Origin of the sequence: Spirillospora sp. NPDC047279 (assembly GCF_040643285.1) — a bacterium.
Taxonomy (GTDB): Bacteria; Actinomycetota; Actinomycetes; order Streptosporangiales; family Streptosporangiaceae; genus Spirillospora.
The window spans coordinates 470,483-492,210 of the sequence record NZ_JBEYUA010000003.1 but is presented as its reverse complement, the minus strand read 5'-3'; the positions used below and the strand labels follow the sequence as shown (position 1 = coordinate 492,210).

Below are 21,728 nucleotides of genomic sequence, written 5' to 3'. Positions count from 1 at the left end.
CCTCTCAGAGATCGGGCCGAATGTGGGATGCATCGCCCGTGCTCGCTGATCATCAGCTGCACGGGTACGGTGCATCCATGTCCGAAATCGTGTACCCACCGGTGATCAAGGCGGCGCAGGGTCTCTTCAAGGCGCTCGGCCTCAAGTTCCGCCTCGAAGGGACCGAGAAGATCCCGAGCACCGGCGGCGCGGTGCTGGTCAGCAACCACATCAGCTACCTCGACTTCATCTTCGCCGGGCTGGCGACCCACCCGGCCGGCCGGCTCGTCCGGTTCATGGCGAAGAAGGAGATCTTCGACAACAGGATCGCCGGGCCGCTGATGCGCGGCATGCACCACATCCCGGTGGACCGGCAGGCGGGCGCGGCCTCCTACAAGGCCGCGCTGACGGCGCTGAAGGGCGGCGAGATCATCGGCGTCTTCGCCGAGGCCACGATCAGCCGGTCGTTCACGGTCAAGGACATCAAGAGCGGCGCGGTCCGGATGGCGGTGGCCGGCGGCGTGCCGCTGGTGCCGATCACCATCTGGGGGCCGCAGCGCCTCTGGACCAAGGGCCGCAAGCGCCGGCTGTTCCAGCGCAACGTGCCCGTCACGATCCTCGTCGGCGAGCCGATGTACCCCAAGCGCGGCGACGACTACGACAAGGTCACCGAGGAGCTGCGCAGCCGCATGGCCGAGCTCCTGGAGAGGGCCCAGCGCGAGTATCCGGAGATCCCCAAGGGCGGCGAGACCTGGTGGCAGCCGGCCTACCTGGGCGGCTCGGCGCCGACCCCGGAGGAGGCGGCCGAGCTGGACGCCAGGGAGGCCGAGGAACGCCAGGCCGCGCGGGAGGCCCGCAAGGCCGAGCAGGCCCTCGAGGAGGGGCGGCCTCGCAAGGAGGAGGGGTCCGGCTCCTGAACGGAGCGTAATTCGTTGGACGTGGGCCGTCCCGGCGTCTGATCATCGGAGGCATGACCGAGCGGCCGCAGGAGATCCTCCATCTCGTCGAGCCCCGGGACCCGCACGCCGATCCCGGGGCGGACCTCGGCCTGCCCGTGGTCCTCAACCTCAACGACGGCAACTCGCCCGCCGACGTGATGGACGTGCTGTCGCTGCGCCCGTTCGCGTCCGGCGAGCAGCCCTGGTCCAGGTCCACCCAGCTCGACCAGGTCAAGTCGGACGCCCCGCTGCGGCCCGCCGCGGCGCGGGTGATCCGGACGGCGCACGAGAAGGGCAAGGAGTCGGTCCTCTACGAGGGCGACGGCTGGACCCTGCTCACCAACCGGTGGAAGCACGGCAGCGCGTACGTCGCGGTGTCGGCCGTCTCCGACGAGCTGGCCCGGGAGGTGCTGGACGAGTGCGTCCGGGACGCCACCGAGCCGCCCAAGGAGGACGAGAGCGCGGTCCAGATGGGCTTCTGGCACCTGGGCGGGCGCGGCCCGATCCGCAGCGAGCGCACGATCTCGGCCGACGACTGGACGGAGATCCGGCGCAACTACACCGCGCCCGTCGCCGCGGCGCTCGACCAGGTCATGGGCCTGACGCGCGAGGAGGTCGCGGGCCGGCTCCTGCTGCTGCACGGGCCGCCCGGCACCGGCAAGACCACGGCGCTGCGGGCGCTGGCGCGTTCCTGGAACGCGTGGTGCCAGTCCGACTGCGTGCTCGACCCCGAGGCGCTGTTCGGCGCGCCCGGTTACCTGATGCAGGTCGCGGTGGGCGAGGGCGACGACGATGACAACCGCCGCTGGCGCCTGCTCGTCCTGGAGGACTGCGACGAGCTGATCCGCGGCGAGGCCAAGGACGCGGCCGGGCAGGGCCTGTCCCGCCTCCTCAACCTCACCGACGGCATGCTCGGCCAGGGACGTGACGTCCTGGTCGCGATCACCACGAACGAGGACCTGGCCCGGCTGCACCCCGCGGTCGTCCGGCCCGGCCGGTGCCTCGCCCAGATCGAGGTCGGCCCGCTCACCCGCCCCGAAGCCCTCGCCTGGCTGGACGAGGGCGCGGAGGACGGCGCCGAGGACACGGCGGGCACGGCCGGCACGGCCCGGATCGGGCCCGGCGGGGCGACGCTGGCCGAGCTGGTGGCGCTGCGCAAGGGCGAGGTACGCCCCGCGATCGAGAGCGCCCCGGCGACCGACACCGGCTTCTACCTCTGACCGGCACCTCGGCCGACCTCCGGCCGGCGGGTCCGGCCGGCGGGTCCGGCCGGGGCCGTCAGCCGGCCTTCGCCAGGGCCTGCTCGACGTCGGCCCAGAGGTCGTCGGGGTGCTCGATGCCGACGGACAACCGCACGGTGCCCTCGCCGATCCCGGCGGCGGCCAGCGCGGCGGCGTCGAGCTTGCGGTGGGACGTGCTGGCCGGGTGCATCACCAGCGTCTTGACGTCGCCGAGCGAGGGCGCGAGCGAGACGAGCCGGACGGCCTCGACGAACGTGCGGCCCGCCGCGCGCCCTCCCGCGAGCTCGAACGAGAGCACGCCGCCGCCCCTGCCGCCCAGCAGCCGCCCGGCGGCCTCGTGCTGGGGGTGCTCAGGCAGCCCCGGGTAGTCGACCCTGCGCACCGCCGGGTGCCCGGACAGCCGGCGGGCCAGTTCCAGCGCCGTCTCGTTCTGCCGCGCCACCCGCAACCCCACGGTGGCCAGGCCGCGGAGGGCCAGCCAGGCGGCGAACGGGTCGGCGGTGGAGCCCAGCTCGACCGCGTGGTCCCACACCGTGCGATGTACGGCGGCGTCGGCGAAGACCGCGATGCCGCCGACGATGTCGGAGTGGCCGCTCAGGAACTTGGTCGCCGAGTGCACGACGATGTCCACGCCGTGCTCGATCGGCCGGCACAGGAGCGGTGTGGCGAAGGTGTTGTCGACGACCGTCAGCACCCCGGAGCCCTCGCCCAGCGCGCCGGCGAGGGCGGGCAGGTCGGCCACCTGGGTCGTCGGGTTGGCGATCGTCTCCAGGTAGAGGACCTTGGTCTCGGGGCGCAGCGCGTCGCGCACCTCGGCGGGGTCCTCGCCGCTCACGTACGTGACCTCGACGCCCCAGCGTTCGGTCAGGTCCTTCAGCAGCGTGTACGTCCCGCCGTACAGGCACGACTGGGCGATCACGTGGTCGCCCGACTTCAGCAGGGCCATCAGCACGGCGTTGATCGCGCCCATCCCGGACGCCGTCGCGTGCGCCGAGACGCCGCCCTCCAGGTCGGCCACCGCGTTCTCGAACGCGCGGACCGTCGGGTTGCCGAGGCGGTTGTAGAAGAAGGCGCCGTCCGGGCCGTCGAAGGCGGCGGCCATCTCGTCGGCGTCGTCGAACGCGAAGAGGTGGCTCTGGTAGATCGGCACGCCCAGCGGGCGGCTGCCGGCGGGCGTGGTCACGGCCGGGTGGACGACGCGGGTCTCGGGGTGCTCAGTGCTCATGGCACCAGCCTCGGCCGAGGTGATCGCGCGCCACAGGGCCAATTCGGAAATGTGGCCTGGCTCCCCGGGACCGGAGCCGCCTCCGCACCCCGCGGCAGAGGCGACCCGCGGTCGAATCCGAGCATCGCCCGGAACGGGGCCGCGCCGCATCCGTGCGACCACTGCACCCACCACGTACACACGGCGGGATCATGCGCCGTGCTCAGGAGGCGCGGGGCACCAGCAGCCTGCGGTAGACGCACCGCAGGCTGTGGAGGTCACTGACGGGCTCGGGGAAGACCACCCGCAGGTCGAGCGGTTCGAGGTGCTCGTCATGGCCGTCCGATCCGGTGACATACCTACAGCGCAGCCACATGCCGTAGCGGTCCAGGGACAGCGGCCGGACGACCGGCACGAGGCCGGGTCCGCCGTCGGCGCCGCCGATCCGGCCGGTGATCCGGTCGCCGACCAGGGCGGCGAGCTCCGGCCGGTGCGCGGCGTCGAGGTGCTCCAGGATGCCGCCCTCGATCGCGACGAACGGGTCGGGCGACGCGGCGGCGTACTCCTCCGGCTCCAGGGTGGCGGTCCCCCACGCGTCGTCGACCTCGACCTCGGCGACCTCCAGGGCGAGCAGCGTCCAGTCGCCGTTCCCGTCGAGGTCGAGCAGTTCGGGGCGCGGGTGCAGGCGCGACAGCCGGACGGCCGCGTCGCGGCGTTCACCGGCCGGGACCTCGGTGACCCAGCCGTGCAGCCAGGCCCGCCCGCGCACGCGGTCGGCGAGCGCGACCGGGGCCACGTCGGAGATCCGCAGGGTGGCGGGCAGGTCGGGCTCGCCCTTCAGCGCAACGGCGACGGGCGACGCCGCGGGAATGAGCAGCAGCGACCGGCCGTTCTCCTCAGTGACATGCGCCGTCACCGGCGCGTACGGGACGCCGGGCGCCGCGAGGACGCCGTCGGCGACCCCGTAGGCGAGCGTCCGCGCCCTCTCCGCCGCGCTCGGCCGTTTCACACCTCGTCCGATAGCGCTGAACCTGCGACCCACGCCGCACCCTCCCTTGACGTCGTAGGTTAGCCTTGCCTAACTAAGGTTCACCTAACCACTGAAGGAGGACAATGAACAACCCCCGCCCGAAGGTCCGGCTGTCCCGGGCCCTCGGCATTCCGCTGACCCCGAAGAGCGTGAAGTACTTCGAGGCCCGCCCCTACCCGCCCGGCATGCACGGCCGGGCGCGCAAGAACGAGTCCGACTACAAGGTCCGCCTGCGCGAGAAGCAGCGGCTGCGCGCGCAGTACAACATCCGCGAGGCGCAACTGCGCAACGCGTTCGCCAAGGCCAACAAGGTCAAGGGCACCAAGACCGGCGAGGCCCTCATCGTCGACCTGGAGCGCCGCCTGGACGCCCTGGTGCTGCGCGCCGGCTTCGCCCGCACGATCTACCAGGCCCGCCAGTTCGTCGTGCACCGCCACGTGCTGGTGAACGGCGGCCGGGTCGACCGGCCCTCCTACCGGCTCCGCCCCGGCGACGTCATCACGATCGCCGAGCGCAGCCGCTCCATGGTGCCGTTCCAGGTCGCCGCGACCGGCGCCCACACCGAGAACGTGCCGCCGTACCTGGACGTGCGCCACGAGGCCCTGGCCGCCCAGTTCGTCCGCCTGCCCGAGCGCGCCGAGATCCCGGTGATCTGCGATGAGCAGCTCGTGGTGGAGCACTACTCGCGGTAACGGCGGGCCCTGGGCCTGGACAGGTGTCCGCCTCCATCGGTTAGCATCAACCTAGCGATTGCTTGGCACAGTGTTGACCAGCGCAGACCGATGGAGGCCCCAGGACATGATCGAATTCCACCCCGTCACAGCGAACATCGGCGCCGAGGTCACGGGAATCGACCTGACCAAGCCCCTTGACGAGGAGCAGGTCCAGATCGTCCGGCAGGGCCTGCTCGACAACTACGTGCTGTTCTTCCGGGACCAGCACATCGACGACGCCCAGCACGAGGCGTTCGCGATGAACTTCGGGACCCTCGACATCCCGAAGATGAACGTCGACGGCGGGGCCATCCACGTGCTCGACCAGACCGCGCCCAAGGGCGAGGGCGGCGACCAGTGGCACTCCGACAACACGTTCATGAAGCGCCCGCCGACCGGCTCGCTGCTGCGCGCGGTCATCCTGCCCGAGGTGGGCGGCGACACCAACTGGGCCAACATGTACCTGGTGTACGACTCGCTCGCCCCCTGGCTCCAGCGTCTGTGCGACGAGCTGTACGCCGAGCACGACCTGACGATGTCCATCTCCAAGGCCATCGACAAGGGTCACCGCTTCGACCTGCGCGACATGCAGGACAAGAACCCGCCGCAGATCCACCCCGTCGTCCGCGTCCACCCCGAGACCGGCCGCAAGGCGCTCTACGTCAACCGCTCCTCGGTGACGCGCCTGATCGGGCTCTCGCGCCGCGAGAACGAGGCGATCCTGCCCCTGCTGTTCGACGCCGTCCGCGACCCGCAGTTCCAGGTCCGCCTCAAGTGGCGCCCCGGCACCCTCGCCTTCTGGGACAACCGGCCCACCCAGCACTACGCGGTCGCCGACTACACCCAGCGCCGCAAGATGCACCGTGTCACCTTCATGGCTCCCGAGTCGGTCGACAGCGGCGTCCCGACCGGCCCCGGCGGTGTCACCGGCGAGGACTCCCCCGCCGAAGCCGCCGCCGCTCGCTACCTCTGAAACCCCTGCGATCCGGTGGCCGTGCCCGCGGGCGCGGCCACCCGGTCATGCGCCCGGACCCTCAGCGCAGGTCGCCCAGCTCTACTCTCGCGTGGGCTCGGAGGACCGTGAGGGCCTCTATGAGCGTGCGGTAGGTCTCTCCGGACAGCGGGCCGGAGAAGTGGGCCTTCAGGGTCTCGGTGTGGACGCCGGCGGCTTCGGCCAGCTTGTCCCGCCCCGCCTCGGTGAGGGCCACGAGCTGGCGGCGGCGGTCGCCGGGGGCCTGGTGACGGCTCACCAGGCCGGCGGTCTCCAGGCGGTCGACCAGGCGGGTCATGCCGCCGCTGGTGAGGATCAGGCGTTCGGCCAGCTCGCCCATGGTCAGCTGGTCGGCGCCCGCGCGGTCCAGATGGAGCAGCACCTCGAACGTCGCGTGCTTGATGCCGCAGCGGCGTTCGAGCTCGCGGCCGGCGATGCGTTCCAGCGCGGCGGTCGCGCCCAGGAGGGCGCCGAACTCGTGCACCACCGGGTCCCGGCGTCCCTCCATGCGCACCTCCGATGCCGAACACGTGCAACGCCCCGTACGGCTCCAGTTATGCCGTACGGGGCGTCGTGAGGCGTTCAGAACGCGCCGGAGGTCAGTTCTTCGGCTTCTGCGTCGGGGACGGCTGGGTGCTCGGAACGTTGGGCAGCTGGCCGCTGGAGCCCGAGCCGTCGTCGCCGGAGGCGTTCATCTGGCTGACCTTCCACTGGCCGCCCTCGTTGACGAACGCCAGCCGGATGAGGCTCTGCGGCACCGAGCTGGTCTGCTTGCCGTCGCTCACCGTGATGTCGACCGAGACCACGGCGGTGGCGAACTTGCCGTCGACGCCGCCGACGAAGACCTGCTTGGTCTTGGACGCCAGCGAGGCGTTGGGGCTGGTCTTGAACGCGCCCGCCAGGCCCGGCGCCGTCTGCGACTTGTACCGCTCCAGCAGGTCGCCGGTCATGAGCTTCTGGATCTTCTCCATCTGGCTCTGGTAGTTGGACGCGTTGTAGGACGTCGCCAGGTTGCCGAACGCGGTCGCCTGCTCGGTGATCTCGGCGCGGGCGTCCTCCTTGCCGGTCGCCGAGCTCGCGGTGCGCCACTGCCAGATCGCCAGGCTCGCCAGCAGCGCGACCAGGACGACCACGACGATCGCGGCCGTGCGCGGCAGGCCGAGGACGGTCGGCCCGGCGGGGTCGGGAGCGGGGGCCTTCGGCTTCGGCTTGGGCTTCGCCTTGGCCTTGGGCGCGGGCTCCTCGTCCTCCTCCTCGTCCTCGTCCTCGATCTCCGGTTCGACGATCACCGGCTTCTTCTTGGCGGCCGGCCTCTTGCGCGGGGCCGGCTCGTCCTCTTCTTCCTCGTCGAGGGATTCGAGCACCTCGTCGAGGTCCTCGTCGTCGAGCACCTCGATGACCCGGACGCGGCGCTTGCGCTTGGCGGCGGGCTTGGGAGCGGTCTCTTCGGCCCGAGCCTCCGTGGTCTCGTCCGGCTCGGTCTCGTCCGCCCCCACGGCGTCGGCGTCCTTGGAGGTCTTGGCAGTCACTTCGGAGTCTCCTCGGGTGGGGGTCAGTCGTCGTCCTTGCGGCGTCGCAGCCTGATCCGGGACACCACGGGAACGGAACCCATCATGACCTTGATCAGCACCAACAGCGCAAGGAGCGGGGGGACGTAGATTAGCCAAGCGGGCGGTCCACCGGCAGAGTCCCGCGCCTGATTCGCGGCATTCTTTGCCTTCATGTCCGTCGTCTTCTGGATCGACGGGTCATGCGTCGGGACGGTCTGACCGGGGTTCTTGGCCTTGTAGGGCTTCTGCTGGACGTTCTTGACCGGGTCGCGGCCGCCCGGGCAGGTGAGCATCTTGCTGACCGTGGGCTGCGGCAGCGGATACTTGAACTCGAGCGTGGCCTTGGTGTTGAGGGTGAGCAGGAAGGCCACGTTGAGGACCGGTTCGCCCTGGTCGGTGCCGATGATGCCGTCCAGCACCGCCTGGAGCTGGGGCGCCATGCGCAGCGCGTCGTTCAGGTCGCGCAGCGCGTTCGGGTTGTGCTTGCGCAGGCCCAGCGTGCCGAGCGAGTCGACCGTGCACTCCAGGTCCGCGCCCGAGCGGTCCAGCAGCGCGTTCACCGTGTTGAGCAGCTCGGGACCGGTCTCGACCAGCTCGGCGAGGTCACCGCGGGAGGCCTTGAGCGCGGCGGTGAGCGCGGCGATGTTGTCGATGCCGGCCGCCAGGTCGCCGCGGTTCTGCGCCAGCACGCTGGTGATCTTGCCGAAGTCCTTGGTCAGCCCGTCCAGCAGCTCGCTGTTCTCGGCGAACGTGGCGGACAACTGGTCGCTGCCGGCGATGACCTGCCGGAGCGAGTTCTCCCGCCCCGACCAGCCCGCGGCCAGCTCGTGCGTGAGCACCTGGACGTCCTCGGGCTTGATGGCCTTCAGCGAGTCGATGACCGCGCCGAACAGGTCGCCGTACTTGGGCGGCACCTTGGTCTGCGACACCGGGATCACCGTGCCGGGCTTCATCTTCGGCCCGTTCGGGTCGACGCCGGCCGGCGGGGTCAGCTCGACGACCGGCTCGCCGACCGCCGACTTGCGGGCGGCCTGGGCGGTGACGCCCTGCGGGATCGTCACGCCGCGCTCGATGTCGAGCCGGACGACGACCTTGTCCTTCTGCAGCTTCACCGAGTCGATCTTGCCGATCCGGGTGCCGAGGTAGTCGACCTCGAAGTTGGGGTGCAGGCCGGGCGACGACTGGAACTCGACGGTGATCGCGTACGGCCGGTCGATGAAGTCGAACCGGACCACGTTGTTGAACGCCCAGACCACCATGACCACGGCGAGCAGGGCGAACACGCCGAGGTTGATCGTGAGGCGTCTGTTCATCGCGGCGTCCTCAGCATCTTGTCGAGGTCCGGTAGCGCGCCCCGCAGTTCCTTGGGCACCTGATCGGCGTTCGTCTTCTCGCTGTTGCCGGGCAGGCCGGGGATGACCGCGCTGCCGTCCGGCCACACGATGCGCAGCAGCGGGTAGAGCAGCAGCTGGCCGTCATAGCTGGCCTTGGGCAGCTTGTCGGTGAACGTGACCAGGCCGTTCACCAGGTCGGTCAGCCGCTTGCGGTTGTTGCCGAGCTGGGCGAGCACCGGATCGAGGTCGCTCAGCAGGGTCTTGAACCGGACGACGCGGCCTTCGAGGACCTTGTCGTTGAGCTCCCTGGCCATCCGGGTGAGCCGCTCGACCACGTCAAGGATCTTCTCCTTGTTGTCGCGCAGCAGGCGGGTGGTCTTCTCCAGCTCGACCGGCGCCCTCTCCAGCTCGCCGCCGCCCTTGGCCAGCGAGTTGCCGAGCCTGGCGAAGTCGTCGACCGCCGCGCCGAGCTGCGCCCGCTGGTCGGCGAAGACCTTCACCAGGTCACCGGACTTGGCGATGATCGAGTTGAGCTTCTCGCCGTTGCCGTCCAGCGCGGTCGCCCCGGCGTTGACCACGTTCGCCACGTCGTCGCCGGCCAGCGCCTTGAGCAGCGGGCCGGTCTGCCCGACGACCTCCTCGAACGCGGGCTGCACGCTGGTGTTGGCGATGTCGGCGCCGGTCGCCAGGAACGGGCCCTGGTCCAGCCGGCCGCCCGGCGGCAGCCGGAGGTCGACGAAGTTCTCGCCGAGCAGCGAGGTGATCTTGATCTCCGCGGTGATGGTGCGCGGGACGCGGATGTCGTCCTTGATCGCCATCGTGACCCGGGACCTGTAGGTGGCCTTGTCGAGCTCCACCTTGGTCACGGTGCCGACCTTGACGTCCGACATCTGCACGCTGTGCCCGGCGACCAGCCCCTGCACGTCGGTGAACGTGGCGCGCAGGGTCAGCCCGCCCTTGGGCGCGCCGGCCGTCTGGTAGGAACAGCCGGTCACCGCCAGCACGGCGGCGAGCATGACGAACGGCAGCCCGCGCAGCGTGCGCGCCGCGCCCGCCGTGGAGGTGCGGCCCGGCCGCCTCATCCGCCGCCTCATCAGTTGCCTCCGTTCTGCCACGGACAGTTGGAGTGGGGCTCGGGCAGCGGGCAGTTGACCTCGTCCGACTTCATCAGCCCCTTGAGCCAGGTGCGCAGGAACGCGTCGGTGGCGAAGCGGATCTGCAGCGACTTGTTGTCGGGGTTGTAGCCGTTGAGCAGCGCCCGGTCGATCCCCGGCAGGGCCTTGACCAGCAGCGCCAGCTGCTGGGAGTTGCCCTTCAGCACGAGCGCGACCTTGGTGAGGACCGCCAGGTCGTACGGGAGCTGGCCCTTGTACTTCTGGATCAGCTTGTCGCCGTTCTTGGACAGTTCGAGGATGCCGGCGATGAGGTCCTGGATCTCGCCGCGCTCGGCGCTGAGCACCCGGGTGGCCTCACCGAAGTTGCGGATCATCTGGCCGAGCACCTGCTCCCGGCCGCGGACCACGCCGGCCAGCCGGTTGAGGTTCTGCGCGACCTCGATCAGCTGCTTGTCCTGGCCGGCGATGTTCTCGACCAGCCGGGCGCTCTGCTCCAGCGTGGCGTTGAACTCCTTGCCGTTGCCCTCGAACGAGCCGGCCGCCTGCCCGAGCGCGTTCTGCATCTTGGTGGGGTCGAGCGCGTTGGCCAGGTTGGTGAACGAGCTGAGCGCGTCGTCCACCTCGACCGGGACGCTGGTGCGCTCGATCGGGATCTGGTCGGAGGTCTCCTTGGCCTGCCCCGGCTTCCAGGCCGGGTGCAGGACGAGGTTGCGCTCGCCGACCAGGTTGAGCGGCACGATCGAGGCCTGCACGCCCTGCGGCAGCGGGACGTCGCCGCGGATGTGGAAGGTGACCTTGACCTTGTCGCCCTGGTTCTCGACCGAGTCGACCAGGCCGACGTCGGCGCCCATCACCTTGACCTTGGAGTCCTTGTAGAAGGAGCGGGCCTTGGGCACGTAGACGGTCATCTCGCGCTTGCCGCCGCCGGACGCCTCGCTGATCGCGGAGCAGCCGCCGAGGGAGGTGACCATGGCGGCGCACAACCCGACGACGAGCGGGAGGCGCGCTCCGGGGCGCTTGGCTGCCGTGGCCATCAGTTGCCTCCGCCCTGGGTGCCCGAACCGTGCCGGGTGGAGATCGGACCGGGTGGCTGGAGCGGCCCGAGCCCGGTGAGCAGCCCCTCGACCCACGGGCCGTTGCCCTTGAGGGCGGCGACGCGCATGAGCGTCGGGCCGAGCAGCGAGAAGTCGGTGTTGAGCGCGTCCATGTTCGGCGCCAGCCGGGTGGTCAGCAGGTGCAGGTTGTCGAGCAGGTTGTTGAGCTCACGCTGGTGCTGCGAGATCACGTTGGACAGGGTGCGGACCGTGCTGCTGCCCTGCCCGATCGTCGCGGCCAGCTCGTTGCGCCGTTCGACCAGCGTCTGGAGCAGGATCTGGCTGTCGGTGATGATCTGCTTGAGCTTCTCGTCCTTGGCGGCGAGCACGCCGGTGATGTTCTTGCTGTTCTCGATCAGCTTCTGGATCTCGGGCGTCGCGTCGTTGAGCGTGCGGCTCAGGCTCTGCACGTTGACCAGCATCTGCCTGAGCTTGGGCGCGTTCGGCGACTCGATCTTCGAGACCTGGGTGAGCAGCTTGTCGATGCTCTTCTGGTCGAGCTTCCCGACGATGTTCTGCGCGCCCTCGATGGCGTCCGGAACGGTGAACGGCACGCTGGTGCGCTCGAGCGGGATGCGCCGGCGCCCCTCGGTGACCTCGGACATGTAGGGCTTGGCCACCGGGCCGGTCAGCCGCAGGTAGCGGCCGCCCAGCAGGGTGGCCGTCTGGATCTCGGCCCGGGTGGCCGGGCCGAGGTCGATGCCCGCGTCGATGTGCCAGGTCACGATGACGGCGCCTTGCTTGAAGTCGGGCTCGACCGCGGTGATCCGGCCCGCCTTGACGCCCGCGACCCGGACGTCCTGGCCGGTCTTCAGGCCGGCGGTGTCGGAGAACACCCCGCTCATCGTGTAGCCCCGGTCGAACAGGTGAAGCTGCCCGACGGCGAACGCGAAGACGCAGCACGCGGCCAGCACGCTCAGCGAGACGATGGCGACGACCTTGTGGTTGACGTCGCGGAGCGACTTGAGCGCCATCAGTTGCCCCCCGTCTTGCCGGTGAGCATCGCCTTGAGCTTGGCGAGGTCCGCCTGGGACGGGCCCTGCTGCGCCTGGCTCTCGGTCTTGGGGAACTCCATCGGGAAGGGGCACGGCCCCTGCACGATGTTGAGGCACAGCGCGTTCGTCCGAAGGAAGTTGCCGCCGTTGGCGGAGGCGAACAGCTGGCGCATCGTGAGCGGGAGGTTCTGGACCATCTTTTCCAGGTTGTCGACGTTGAGGCGGAACGTCTCGGCGAACTTGGCGAGGTTGCCGACGATCCGGGCGAGCTGCGCGTCGTTGCCGCCGAGCACCTGGTTGAGGTTGGTGGTGACGCCGGCGACCTCGACCACCGCGTTCTCGAGCAGCTTGTGGTTGTTGGCGAACACCTTGGTCAGCTCGGCGAGGTTGTCGACGCTGGCGGCGATCTGCCGGTCGCGGACGGCGACCGCGCTGCTGACCGTCTCGTAGTCCTTGATCATCGAACTGATCGTCTGCTTGCGGGCGGCGAACGTCTGGAGCAGGCCGTCCAGGTTCTGGATCATCAGGTTGATGTTCTGCTCGTTGCCGTCCAGCGCCTGCGAGAACGAGAAGAGGATCTTGTTGATCTGGACCGGGTCGAGGTTGCGCGTGATCGGCCCGAGGCTGTTGACGACGTCGCCCAGGTCGACCACCGACCGGGTCTTGGGCACCCGGGCGCCGGCGGCGAGCCTGGCCTGGCTGGTGCCCGGCTCCAGGTAGACGATGCGCTGGCCCATCGCGTTGCGCCAGCGGATCGCGGCGGTCGAGTCGTCGGGCACCCGCACGTCGTGGTCGATCTCCATCCCGACGACGGCCTTGCCCCGCTCCACCTTGATGCTCTTGACCTGGCCGACGGGGGCGCCGGCCACCTTGACCACGTCACCCTCGAGCAGGCCCGTGACGTCGTCGAAGGTCGCGCTCAGCTTGTAGCGCTTGTTGAAGCTGGTGCCGAGGATCTGCTGCCCGATGAAGAACGTCAGCAGCCCGGTGATCACGACGAAGACGCCGAACTTGATGGTGACGCCCCACTGGGGCCCGCGTCCGGTCGTGCGCTTGAGAGGGCTCATGGCCGCGCCCCCGTTCCGTTGGTGGTGCCGTTGCGCGGCGTGTTGCCGGCCCTGGGGTCGGCGTCGGGGTCGGTCTTGATCTGGAAGGCGGTCTGCTTGGGCTCCTGCGGGCAGACGTCCACGAAGATGCCGCACAGGTCGAGCGGCAGCGGTGCGCGCGCCTGCGCGAGCAGCGACCCCTCGGGGCCCGGCACCCGGATGACCTGGGAGAGCAGCGCGAAGAAGCCGTTGACGCTGTCGATCAGGAGCGGGATGTTGCGCCGCTGGCGCGCCATGACGGAGATGACGTCGCCGCCGCCGTCGATGACCGAGCTGAGGTTGTTGCCGTGCTGGGCGGTGAACGTGCCGACCCGGTCGGCCAGCTCGCCGCCCTCGTCGAGCAGCTGGGAGACCTTGTCGGGGTTGCCGTTCAGCGCGGGGGCCAGGTCGTTGAAGTCGCCGGTGAACCGCACGATGGTGCCGCCCTTGCCGCCGACCGTGCCGCCCAGCAGCCCGATGTCGTTGATGAGGCTCTGGATCACCGCGCGGTTGGCGTGCGCGGCGTCGATCACCTTGCCGCCGTTGTCGATGGTGCGGCGCAGCGCCGGCCCCTGCCCGGAAAGCCCGGCGCCGAACGTGTGCACGATCGCGGCCACCTCGTCCGGGTTGATCGCCTTGGTGAGCCGGTAGGCGGGCCAGGCGGTGTCGGACAGCTCCTGGGGGTCGGTGGTCTGCGCGACGGTGCCGCCGTTCGACAGGTAGGGGCCGGTGAGCTCGTGCGCGCCCAGCTCGAGCACCAGGTCCTTGGGGCCGAACACCGACACCGGCTCGATCCGGGCACTGGAGGTGTCGGCCACCCTGATGCCCTTGTCGACCCGCATCCGCACGCTGACCTTGCCCGCCTTGTCGAGCTTGACGGTCTCGACGGTGCCGACCGTGATGCCGCGGATCTTGACGTCCGACTTGCCGGGGTCCAGTCCCTGCCCGGCCCGGCCGAACGTGGCGGAGTAGTAGGTCGAACCCGCGGTGCCCTGCTGCGAGCCGAGCACCACGAAGACCGCGGCGGCGGCGATGACGCCCGCGCCCACCAGGCCGAAGGCCGTCCGGGATCGGTTGGAGAGAGGTTCCTCGCTCATCCGGTCAACCTCACAGTGCTGCCGTGCCCCCAGAAGATGTACGAGAGGACGAGGTTCATCAGGATCATGAGGATGGTCGACTCGCGGATCGCCCGCCCGGCCGCGACGCCGACGCCCACCGGACCGCCCGCCGCGTAGTAGCCGCGGTAGCAGTGGACGAACATGATGATGAACGCGAACACCGCCACCTTGATGACGCTGTAGAACACGTCGATCGGCGGCAGGTACAGGTGGAAGTAGTAGTCGTAGATGCCGGGCGAGAGGCCGAAGTACTGGATGGTGATGAACCTCGTGGCCCAGAAGGCCATGAAGAGCGACACCAGGTAGAGCGGCACCAGCGCGATGACGCCGGCCGCGACGCGGGTGCACACCAGGTAGGCCAGCGAGTTGATGCCCATGACCTCGAGCGCGTCGATCTCCTCTGAGATCCGCATCGCCCCGATCTCGGCGGTGAAGCCGGTGCCGACCTGGGCGACGAGCGCGACCCCGGCGATGATCGGGGTGACCTCGCGGACGTTGGAGTAGCTGGCGACCAGGCCGGTGAAGGCCTCCGCGCCGATACGTTCCAAGCCCGGATAACCCTGGAGGCCGACCATGGCCCCGGTGGCCAGCGACATCGTCGCGATGACGAAGATCATGCCGCCGCCGATCACCAGCGCGCCGACGCCGACGGTGATGTCGCTGACCTGCTTGAGCAGCGTCTTGCCGTACTTGCGGCGCAGGATGATGTCGAAGAACAGGTGGTAGAGCACCCGGCCGAGGAAGATCGGGAGGTTCGCCGAGGCGACCAGTCCCGCCGAGCGGTCCGAGACCGCCCGGCCGAGCTTGCGTACGGGGGATATGGCGACCATCAAAACCTCGGGGGGAAGAGGACCTGGTAGATCATGGTCAGCACGTAGTTGGTGAGGAACACCACGATCGAGGTGACCACCACCGCCTGGTTGACCGCGCGCCCCACGCCGACCGGGCCGTAATCGCAGTTCATGCCCATGTAGCAGGCGACCGCCGCGGCGATGAAGCCGAAGATCCACGCCTTGAACAGGGTGATCAGCAGGTCCGAGAACTGCAGCAGGGTGGTCGACCCGTCGAAGAACGCGCCGGGGCTGACGCCCTGCTGGATGACGTTGAAGTAGTAGCCGCCCAGCACGCCGGCCAGGATCACGACCGAGCAGAGCAACATCGAGACCGTGCTCGCCGCCCACAACCGCGGTGTCACCAGCCGGTGGACCGGGTTGATGCCCATGACCTCCATGGCGGACAGCTCGTCGCGGATGTTGCGGGCGCCCATGTCCGAGGTGATGGCCGACCCGCCGACTCCCGAGACCAGCAGCGCGGCGGCCAGCGGCGCGACCTGCTGGATCATCGCGGCGACCAGCAGGGCGCCGGTGCCGGAGGCGGCACCGAGCTGCCGGGCGATGTCGCCCACCTGCAGGGAGATGGTCGCGCCCAGGGGGACGGCGATGAGCATGACCGGAACGCTCGTCACGCGGGCGAGGAACCAGCACTGCTCGATGAACTCGCCCCACCACTGACGGACGTCCCACGTCCGCCGTATGCCTTCGAGGAAGGTGACGGCGAGCAGGCCGGTCTCGTCGAGCGTGCGCCCGACCCGTCTGCGGGCGAGGTCCGGGGCCTTGTTGAGGCTCAGGGCCATCTGGCGGAACCCTCCCCGTCGGGGGCAGGTGGAAGGGTCACTCCAGCCTCCTTCTGTCTCGGACGTTGGCGCCCATCCGATGACCACGGCCCGATCTTTGGCATCGCATGACAACTCAGGGATCAGGCTGTGATTTGGAGCACTCTATTGGAAGAAGGTCTAAGAAGCGAGTACTTACTTCCTGATTTGTCCGAAGCTACGATCAGCCGGTGCGAACCGAGACACAAGGACGCGTGGACCCGCTGGTGGCCGGCATCCATGACCGTTGGGACGGCCAGGGAATGCCGGGCGAACCCTGGGCTTTCATGGCCGTCTGCTCCATCAGCCGCCTGCACCAGTTCGTGAAGAAGGCGCTGGACGCCGAACTGAAGAAGCTCGACCTGAGCCGGCCCGGCTACTTCCTGCTGACCACTCTTGCACTCACGACCAACGGGCGCGCCCGGTTGAGCTCGCTCGGCCGGATCCTCATGGTGCACCCCACGTCGGTCAAGCTGACGGTGGACCAGCTGGAGGCCGCCGGGCTGGTGACGCGCACCCCGCATCCGCGCGACCGGCGCGCGACCCTCGTCCAGATCACCGACGCCGGGCGGGACCTGGCGGGCGCGGTCAACCTGGCCCTGGAGGCGCCCGAAGGCGCGCTGGCGGCCCTCGGCGCCATGCACGAGGAGATCTTCGGAGCGCTGCAGCCGGCCCGGCTGGCGATCGGAGATCACGACTTCTAGATCGCCGATCACGCCCTCCAGCAGGATGAACCGTGAGTGACGCGGCGTACGTACCGGGTCAACGAGGGCGAAACCACTCCGGCGATAAGGCAATCTACTCCCATGCCCCAGAGTCACGGCACACGCAGGAAGACCCCGCTGCCCGAGGAGAAGGGGCCGGGCGTCGTCCGGCGCGTGCTCACCAGCAACGTGACGATCGCGGCGGTGGCGATCGTCGCGATCTCCGCGGGGATCGTGTTCGTCGACCTCGAACGGCTGAGCGGCGGCAAGAGCGCCCCCAAGGGCGACATCAGCGCCCTGACCGCGAACGACATGCTCGCCAAGGTGAGCGGCTCCGACATGGACCCGGTCGCCGCCGACGCGATCGCCATGGCCAAGAAGCGGGCGTACGAGCAGCACCAGAAGGAGCTCAAGGAGCTCAAGGAGAAGGCCAAGCGCGACGCGGCCGCGCGCAGGAAGCTGGAGGCGCAGCGCGAGCGCGAGCGGCTCGCCCGCTCCAACCCCAGCTCCACGCAGAACATGGCCTACGGCAGGAAGATGAACGCCCTCAAGGGCTGGGACCGCTGCTGGCCGTCGCTCAAGATCCTCTGGACGAAGGAGAGCCACTGGAACGAGCGGGCCGAGAACCCCTCCAGCGGCGCCTACGGCATCCCGCAGGCCCTGCCCGGCTCCAAGCTCGCCAGCGCCGGCGCCGACTGGCGCACCAGCTCGCCCACCCAGATCGCCTGGGGGCTCGGCTATATCAAGGCCCGCTACAAGGACCCGTGCGGCGCCTGGGCGTTCTGGCAATCCCACAACTGGTACTGACCGGCCGATATCGCCCGGCGATTCCGACCGGCCGGTACTGAACCGCTGACAATCGATCCCGCGCGCGCCCGGCGGCGCTCATGCGAGACCATGGAGGGATGCGGAGCAGCAGGGCGCGGCACGACAACGGCGGCGGCGCGAACGACGGCGCGACCGGCCCGGCCGAAGGCGCCGGCGGCGGACGGCAGTGGGCACGGGCGGACGCGACCCGGCAGGCGCTGCTCAACGCCGCGCAGACCGTCTTCGCCGACCGCGGCTACGCCGACGCGGGCATCGCCGAGATCGTCGAACGTTCCGGCATCAGCGTCGGCAGCCTCTACCACCACTACGGCGGCAAGGCCGGTCTCTACCTCGCCCTGTGGGAGGAGCTCACCGCCGAGCAGGAGCGCAGCGCCGCCGCGGCGGTGTCGGCCGCCCGCAAGGCCGGCGAGGCCGACACGATCACGCTGTTCATCGCCGGCGCCCGCGCCTACCTGGAGGTGTGCTGGGAGCAGCGCGAGGCGGCGCGGCTCTTCCACGGCGGCGAGGGCCCGTCCGGCTTCTCGCTGATGCGCCGGGGCCGCGCCCGCCAGTGGATCGGCCAGAACACCAAGCTGCTGCGCGGCCAGGACGAGGGCGAACGGGCGACGCAGGTGCTGAGCCTGGTGCTCACCACCGTCATCGGCGAGGCGGGCCGCGAGATCGCGCTGGCCGACGACGAGGCGGAGGCGACGGAGATCATCGATGAGGTCTGCCGTATCCTGATCCGCCTCGCCCGATAAGCTCGCTACTCTACGTACTCGCGCGCCCCTGACACGCCCCTGACACGCCCCTGACACGCCCCTGGCACACCGTCGTCCCACGACTGGAGATCCCCCGCTCCCATGCCGACGTCGACCTGGTTCCGCCTCAACGTGGCCAAGCGGGAACGCGTGCTCGAAGTGGCGATGCGCGAGTTCGGCGACCACGGCTACTCCACCGGCAGCCTCAACACGATCGCCCGCGAGGCCGGCATCGCCAAGGGCTCCCTGTTCCAGTACTTCACCGACAAGCTGGAGTTCTTCGCGTTCGTCTGCGACGAGACCTCGCGCCGCATCCGTGAGGAGATGGAACGCCGCATCGCGCTCCTCGACTTCGAGCAGTCCTTCGAGGAGTGGCTGTTCGACGTGCTGTGCGAGTGGACCGAGTACATGGCCGACCACCCGCTCGAACGCGCCGTCACCGCGGCCACCAACTTCGAGCTCGACAACTCGGTGCGCTCGGTCGTGCGCGACACCGCCAACCAGCACTACCTCCAGGTGCTGCACCCGACGTTGCAGCTGTGGCAGGAACGCGGCGAGATCCGGGCCGACGCCGACCGCGACGTGCTGGCGACGTTGTTCCTCATGACGCTCCCCTACCTGGCGCTGGCCCCGTACTACGACGGGCTCGATCCGGTCCTCGACCTGCGCGGCCGTTCGCCGCGCGACCAGCGTCCGGTCATCCGGCAGTTCCTGGCCGGCATCCGCCCGCTCTTCGCGCCGCCCAAATAAGCGCGCCTCCCCGGTAACACGGCCATAACACGCTCTTGCGGGAGCGGCCGCTTCGGCGTACTCACTACACAGAGGGTTATGGCGATCTTTCCCCCGGGAGGGGCCTTGAGGCTCATTCGCGCATTCGCACCCGTACTCGCGACCACTCTGTTCCTCACGTTGGCGTCCTGCGGCGGCGATGACGACAAGGGCTCCGGGCCGAACGGTCTCGAGCAGTCGGACCTGACCGTGGGCGTCCTGCCCATCGCCGACTCCGCCGCCGTCATGCTCGCCCGATCCAAGGGCTTCTTCCAGGCGGAGGGCCTGAACGTCAAAGTCGAGATCATCCAGGGCGGTGCCGCGGCCACGCCCAAGCTGCTGAGCGGCGCGCTCGACGCGACGTTGTCCAACTACGTCTCGCTGTTCATCGCCCGTGAACGCAAGAACGACATCCAGATCGTGGCGCCCGCCGCCGCGGCCCAGCCCAACCTGTTCATGATCATGGTGACCAAGGACTCCCCGGCGAAGACGCCGGCCGACCTCAAGGGCAAGCGCCTCGCGGTCAACACGCTGAAGAACATCGGTGAGCTGTCCAGCGTCGTCACCCTCAAGTCCGCCGGGGTGGAGGCCAAGGACGTGCGGTTCCTGGAGTACCCGCTGCCCAACATGGGCCCGGCGTTGCAGAAGGGCGACGTCGACGCGGCCTGGATGACCGAGCCGTTCATCACCGGCGGCAAGGGCAAGCTGGGCCTGCGCAGCGTCGCCGACACGATGACCGGGCCGCTCAAGGACTTCCCGATCGCGGGCTGGGTGATGACGCAGCGCTTCACCGGCAAGAACCCCAAGACCGCCGCGGCGTTCCAGCGCGCGGTGCTCAAGGCACAGGGCCTGCTCGCCGCCGACCGCGCGAACCTGGAGGCGATCCTGCCGACCTACACCTCGATCGACGCGGCCACGGCCAAGGCCGTCGCCGTGCCCACGTTCCCGACCTCGCTCGACACCGCCGAGATCCAGCGGGTGCCGGACGTGATGCGGCAGTACGGCTACCTGAAGGAGAAGGCGGACGCGTCGGCCGCGATCGCCGACGTCAACGGATGAGCCCGGACCTTCGCCGCGGCGTCCTCGGCGTCGTCATCTTCGTCGGGGTCGCCGAGGCGGTCGGCCGCACCGGGGCCATCGACCCCAAGGTGCTGCCGCTGGCCTCGGCGATCCTCGACCGCGCGGCCGGCCTGGCCACCGACCCCGGCTTCCTCGCCGACGTCGGCTCGACCCTGCTGGGCTGGGCGCTGGGGCTGCTGCTGACCGTGCTGGTCGCGGTACCGCTCGGGCTCCTCCTCGGGTCCGTCCCGCTCGCCGAGACCGCCGCCCGTCCGTTCATCGAGTTCCTGCGGCCGATCCCGTCGGTCGCGATCATCCCGCTGGCGATCCTGCTGCTGCCCGAGAGCCGCGACATGCAGCTGGCCATCATCGTGTACGGCGCGTCCTGGCCGATCCTCATCAACACCGTCTACGGGCTGCGGGAGGTGGATCCGCTGGCCAAGGACACCCTGCGGAGCTTCGGGTTCGGCCGGCTGAGCGTCCTGCTGCGCGTGTCGCTGCCGAGCACCGCCCCGTTCATCGCCACCGGGATCCGGCTCTCCGCCGGGATCGCGCTCATCCTGGCGATCAGCGCGGAACTGATGGGCGGCGGCACGGCGGGCATCGGCACGTTCGTCATCAGGGCGGGGAGCAGCATCGACGGGGTCGAGATGATCGTCGCCGCGACGCTCTGGGCGGGCATGATCGGGCTGCTGTTCAACCTCGGGTTCGGCGGCGTCGAACGGCGGCTCTTCCGCTGGCACTCCTCGGTCCGGTCGGAGGCCTCATGATCATCAGGCTGCTGGTACTCCTCCTGCCGGTGCCGCTCGCCGTCCTGCTGTGGCAGACCGTCACGAGCGGGGCCGAGGACCCCAACTTCCCGCCGCCGTCGGACATCGTCGTCCGCATGCACGAGTTGTGGTTCAGCGGGCCCGCGTCGCGGTTGTGGCTGACCGAGGAGGCCTCCGCCGACTTCCGGGCCAGCCTGACCCGGCTGCTCGCGGCCTGGGTGCTGGCGGCGGTCGCCGGCATCGCGATCGGCACGGCGCTCGGCCGGTCCGCGCGCCTGTACGGTTACGTCCGCCCGCTGATCGCGTTCGGTTACGCGATCCCGCCCATCATGCTGCTGCCGTTCTTCATCGCGCTGTTCAGCGGCGGCACCCAGATGCAGCTCGCCACCATCATGTTCGGCATCGTCTGGCCGGTGCTGCTCAACGCGGCCGAGGGCGCCCGCTCGATCGACCCGCAGCACCTGGACATCGCCCGGGTCTTCCGCTTCTCCCCGGCCGAACGGCTGACCCGGGTCTACCTGCCGTCCGCCGCGCCGAAGATCTTCGCGGGGCTGCGGCTCAGCCTCTCGCTCGCGCTGATCCTGATGGTGATCTCGGAGATGAACGGCAGCACCGACGGGATCGGCTTCCGGCTCCTGGACGCCCAGCGCTCGTTCGACGTCGCGGCGGTCTGGGCGGGCATCGTCCTGCTCGGCGTGCTGGGCGTCGCGCTCAACGCGCTGTTCCTGCTGCTCGAACGCCGCGCCCTCGCCTGGCATCGCGCGCTCGGATAGCCGTCCCGTCCAGGCCCCGGGTCCGCAGTCCGCGGCCCGGGGTCCCGG

Annotated in this window: 23 protein-coding genes; 11 read left to right on the top strand and 12 right to left on the bottom strand. The window is 69.9% G+C overall.

The window, feature by feature from the left end:
- Positions 1-77: 77 nt before the first annotated feature.
- Together ABZ810_RS09540 and ABZ810_RS09535 are read left to right on the top strand one after the other, a co-directional pair.
- Entirely contained in the window at positions 78-896 is an 819-nt protein-coding gene (locus tag ABZ810_RS09540; RefSeq protein WP_358401410.1) for a lysophospholipid acyltransferase family protein, read from the top strand.
- Between the two features lie 53 nt (positions 897-949).
- Positions 950-2,137, top strand: a complete 1,188-nt coding sequence (locus tag ABZ810_RS09535; protein WP_358401408.1) for a DUF5925 domain-containing protein — start codon at positions 950-952, stop codon at positions 2,135-2,137.
- 58 nt (positions 2,138-2,195) lie between these two features.
- Here ABZ810_RS09535 and ABZ810_RS09530 read toward each other — a convergent pair whose 3' ends face one another.
- The gene (locus ABZ810_RS09530; RefSeq protein WP_358401406.1) at positions 2,196-3,383 is read right to left on the bottom strand and encodes an aminotransferase class I/II-fold pyridoxal phosphate-dependent enzyme; all 1,188 of its coding nucleotides are present in this window, start codon (positions 3,381-3,383) and stop codon (positions 2,196-2,198) included.
- Positions 3,384-3,585: 202 nt separating this feature from the next.
- The gene (locus ABZ810_RS09525; protein ID WP_358401404.1) at positions 3,586-4,371 is read right to left on the bottom strand and encodes a DUF2470 domain-containing protein; all 786 of its coding nucleotides are present in this window, start codon (positions 4,369-4,371) and stop codon (positions 3,586-3,588) included.
- 104 nt (positions 4,372-4,475) lie between these two features.
- Here ABZ810_RS09525 and rpsD point away from each other — a divergent pair, with 104 nt between their 5' ends.
- On the top strand, positions 4,476-5,084 hold the full coding sequence (gene rpsD / locus ABZ810_RS09520) for a 30S ribosomal protein S4 (protein ID WP_358401402.1): 609 nt from the start codon (positions 4,476-4,478) through the stop codon (positions 5,082-5,084).
- 106 nt (positions 5,085-5,190) lie between these two features.
- On the top strand, positions 5,191-6,078 hold the full coding sequence (locus ABZ810_RS09515) for a TauD/TfdA family dioxygenase (protein WP_358401400.1): 888 nt from the start codon (positions 5,191-5,193) through the stop codon (positions 6,076-6,078).
- 61 nt (positions 6,079-6,139) lie between these two features.
- Here the strand turns inward: ABZ810_RS09515 and ABZ810_RS09510 are convergent, their stop codons facing one another.
- The 10 genes from ABZ810_RS09510 to ABZ810_RS09465 all read right to left on the bottom strand — a co-directional run bounded on the left by ABZ810_RS09510 (position 6,140) and on the right by ABZ810_RS09465 (position 16,020).
- Complete coding sequence (locus tag ABZ810_RS09510) at positions 6,140-6,604, bottom strand: MarR family transcriptional regulator (RefSeq protein WP_358401398.1); 465 nt, start codon at positions 6,602-6,604, stop codon at positions 6,140-6,142.
- Positions 6,605-6,695: 91 nt separating this feature from the next.
- Entirely contained in the window at positions 6,696-7,625 is a 930-nt protein-coding gene (locus ABZ810_RS09505) for a hypothetical protein (protein ID WP_358401396.1), read from the bottom strand.
- A gap of 23 nt (positions 7,626-7,648) precedes the next feature.
- Entirely contained in the window at positions 7,649-8,959 is a 1,311-nt protein-coding gene (locus ABZ810_RS09500; protein WP_358401394.1) for an MCE family protein, read from the bottom strand.
- On the bottom strand, positions 8,956-10,074 hold the full coding sequence (locus tag ABZ810_RS09495) for an MlaD family protein (RefSeq protein WP_358401392.1): 1,119 nt from the start codon (positions 10,072-10,074) through the stop codon (positions 8,956-8,958). Before ABZ810_RS09495 ends, ABZ810_RS09500 begins: the two co-directional genes overlap by 4 nt.
- Positions 10,074-11,129 carry an MCE family protein gene (locus ABZ810_RS09490; protein WP_358401390.1) on the bottom strand — a complete coding sequence of 352 codons (1,056 nt, stop codon included), beginning with the start codon at positions 11,127-11,129 and terminating at the stop codon, positions 10,074-10,076. The genes ABZ810_RS09495 and ABZ810_RS09490 overlap by 1 nt, the downstream gene beginning before the upstream one ends.
- Positions 11,129-12,163 carry an MlaD family protein gene (locus ABZ810_RS09485; protein ID WP_358401388.1) on the bottom strand — a complete coding sequence of 345 codons (1,035 nt, stop codon included), beginning with the start codon at positions 12,161-12,163 and terminating at the stop codon, positions 11,129-11,131. The genes ABZ810_RS09490 and ABZ810_RS09485 overlap by 1 nt, the downstream gene beginning before the upstream one ends.
- Positions 12,163-13,251, bottom strand: coding sequence for an MlaD family protein (locus ABZ810_RS09480; protein ID WP_358401387.1), 1,089 nt, complete (start codon positions 13,249-13,251; stop codon positions 12,163-12,165). Before ABZ810_RS09480 ends, ABZ810_RS09485 begins: the two co-directional genes overlap by 1 nt.
- A complete protein-coding gene (locus tag ABZ810_RS09475) occupies positions 13,248-14,366 on the bottom strand; it encodes an MlaD family protein (protein WP_358401385.1) in 1,119 nt (372 codons plus the stop codon). Before ABZ810_RS09475 ends, ABZ810_RS09480 begins: the two co-directional genes overlap by 4 nt.
- The gene (locus ABZ810_RS09470; protein WP_358401383.1) at positions 14,363-15,217 is read right to left on the bottom strand and encodes an ABC transporter permease; all 855 of its coding nucleotides are present in this window, start codon (positions 15,215-15,217) and stop codon (positions 14,363-14,365) included. The genes ABZ810_RS09475 and ABZ810_RS09470 overlap by 4 nt, the downstream gene beginning before the upstream one ends.
- The gene (locus tag ABZ810_RS09465; protein ID WP_358401381.1) at positions 15,217-16,020 is read right to left on the bottom strand and encodes an ABC transporter permease; all 804 of its coding nucleotides are present in this window, start codon (positions 16,018-16,020) and stop codon (positions 15,217-15,219) included. Before ABZ810_RS09465 ends, ABZ810_RS09470 begins: the two co-directional genes overlap by 1 nt.
- A gap of 209 nt (positions 16,021-16,229) precedes the next feature.
- Here ABZ810_RS09465 and ABZ810_RS09460 point away from each other — a divergent pair, with 209 nt between their 5' ends.
- The 7 genes from ABZ810_RS09460 (at position 16,230) to ABZ810_RS09430 (ending at position 21,680) form a co-directional block, all read left to right on the top strand.
- Positions 16,230-16,742 (top strand): MarR family transcriptional regulator, encoded by a 513-nt coding sequence (locus tag ABZ810_RS09460; RefSeq protein WP_358401379.1) that lies wholly within the window; start codon positions 16,230-16,232, stop codon positions 16,740-16,742.
- 102 nt (positions 16,743-16,844) lie between these two features.
- Positions 16,845-17,549 carry a lytic transglycosylase domain-containing protein gene (locus tag ABZ810_RS09455; RefSeq protein ID WP_358401377.1) on the top strand — a complete coding sequence of 235 codons (705 nt, stop codon included), beginning with the start codon at positions 16,845-16,847 and terminating at the stop codon, positions 17,547-17,549.
- A gap of 98 nt (positions 17,550-17,647) precedes the next feature.
- Positions 17,648-18,310, top strand: a complete 663-nt coding sequence (locus tag ABZ810_RS09450) for a TetR/AcrR family transcriptional regulator (protein WP_358401375.1) — start codon at positions 17,648-17,650, stop codon at positions 18,308-18,310.
- Positions 18,311-18,412: 102 nt separating this feature from the next.
- The gene (locus ABZ810_RS09445; RefSeq protein ID WP_358401373.1) at positions 18,413-19,060 is read left to right on the top strand and encodes a TetR/AcrR family transcriptional regulator; all 648 of its coding nucleotides are present in this window, start codon (positions 18,413-18,415) and stop codon (positions 19,058-19,060) included.
- Positions 19,061-19,219: 159 nt separating this feature from the next.
- Entirely contained in the window at positions 19,220-20,137 is a 918-nt protein-coding gene (locus ABZ810_RS09440) for an ABC transporter substrate-binding protein (RefSeq protein WP_358401371.1), read from the top strand.
- Complete coding sequence (locus tag ABZ810_RS09435; protein WP_358401369.1) at positions 20,134-20,907, top strand: ABC transporter permease; 774 nt, start codon at positions 20,134-20,136, stop codon at positions 20,905-20,907. The genes ABZ810_RS09440 and ABZ810_RS09435 overlap by 4 nt, the downstream gene beginning before the upstream one ends.
- Positions 20,904-21,680: an ABC transporter permease gene (locus ABZ810_RS09430; protein WP_358401367.1), complete on the top strand. Its 777-nt coding sequence runs from the start codon at positions 20,904-20,906 to the stop codon at positions 21,678-21,680. Before ABZ810_RS09435 ends, ABZ810_RS09430 begins: the two co-directional genes overlap by 4 nt.
- The last annotated feature ends 48 nt before the right edge of the window (positions 21,681-21,728 follow it).

Coding starts and splice junctions, on each gene's coding strand:
- ABZ810_RS09455 (WP_358401377.1), top strand. CDS start 16,845: ATGCCCCAGAGTCACGGCACACGCAGGAAGACCCCGCTGCCCGAGGAG.
- ABZ810_RS09450 (WP_358401375.1), top strand. CDS start 17,648: ATGCGGAGCAGCAGGGCGCGGCACGACAACGGCGGCGGCGCGAACGAC.
- ABZ810_RS09480 (WP_358401387.1), bottom strand. CDS start 13,251: ATGAGCCCTCTCAAGCGCACGACCGGACGCGGGCCCCAGTGGGGCGTC.
- ABZ810_RS09435 (WP_358401369.1), top strand. CDS start 20,134: ATGAGCCCGGACCTTCGCCGCGGCGTCCTCGGCGTCGTCATCTTCGTC.
- ABZ810_RS09485 (WP_358401388.1), bottom strand. CDS start 12,163: ATGGCGCTCAAGTCGCTCCGCGACGTCAACCACAAGGTCGTCGCCATC.
- rpsD (WP_358401402.1), top strand. CDS start 4,476: ATGAACAACCCCCGCCCGAAGGTCCGGCTGTCCCGGGCCCTCGGCATT.
- ABZ810_RS09500 (WP_358401394.1), bottom strand. CDS start 8,959: ATGAACAGACGCCTCACGATCAACCTCGGCGTGTTCGCCCTGCTCGCC.
- ABZ810_RS09530 (WP_358401406.1), bottom strand. CDS start 3,383: ATGAGCACTGAGCACCCCGAGACCCGCGTCGTCCACCCGGCCGTGACC.
- ABZ810_RS09490 (WP_358401390.1), bottom strand. CDS start 11,129: ATGGCCACGGCAGCCAAGCGCCCCGGAGCGCGCCTCCCGCTCGTCGTC.
- ABZ810_RS09510 (WP_358401398.1), bottom strand. CDS start 6,604: ATGGAGGGACGCCGGGACCCGGTGGTGCACGAGTTCGGCGCCCTCCTG.
- ABZ810_RS09515 (WP_358401400.1), top strand. CDS start 5,191: ATGATCGAATTCCACCCCGTCACAGCGAACATCGGCGCCGAGGTCACG.
- ABZ810_RS09445 (WP_358401373.1), top strand. CDS start 18,413: ATGCCGACGTCGACCTGGTTCCGCCTCAACGTGGCCAAGCGGGAACGC.
- ABZ810_RS09465 (WP_358401381.1), bottom strand. CDS start 16,020: ATGGCCCTGAGCCTCAACAAGGCCCCGGACCTCGCCCGCAGACGGGTC.
- ABZ810_RS09430 (WP_358401367.1), top strand. CDS start 20,904: ATGATCATCAGGCTGCTGGTACTCCTCCTGCCGGTGCCGCTCGCCGTC.
- ABZ810_RS09540 (WP_358401410.1), top strand. CDS start 78: ATGTCCGAAATCGTGTACCCACCGGTGATCAAGGCGGCGCAGGGTCTC.
- ABZ810_RS09475 (WP_358401385.1), bottom strand. CDS start 14,366: ATGAGCGAGGAACCTCTCTCCAACCGATCCCGGACGGCCTTCGGCCTG.
- ABZ810_RS09535 (WP_358401408.1), top strand. CDS start 950: ATGACCGAGCGGCCGCAGGAGATCCTCCATCTCGTCGAGCCCCGGGAC.
- ABZ810_RS09495 (WP_358401392.1), bottom strand. CDS start 10,074: ATGAGGCGGCGGATGAGGCGGCCGGGCCGCACCTCCACGGCGGGCGCG.
- ABZ810_RS09470 (WP_358401383.1), bottom strand. CDS start 15,217: ATGGTCGCCATATCCCCCGTACGCAAGCTCGGCCGGGCGGTCTCGGAC.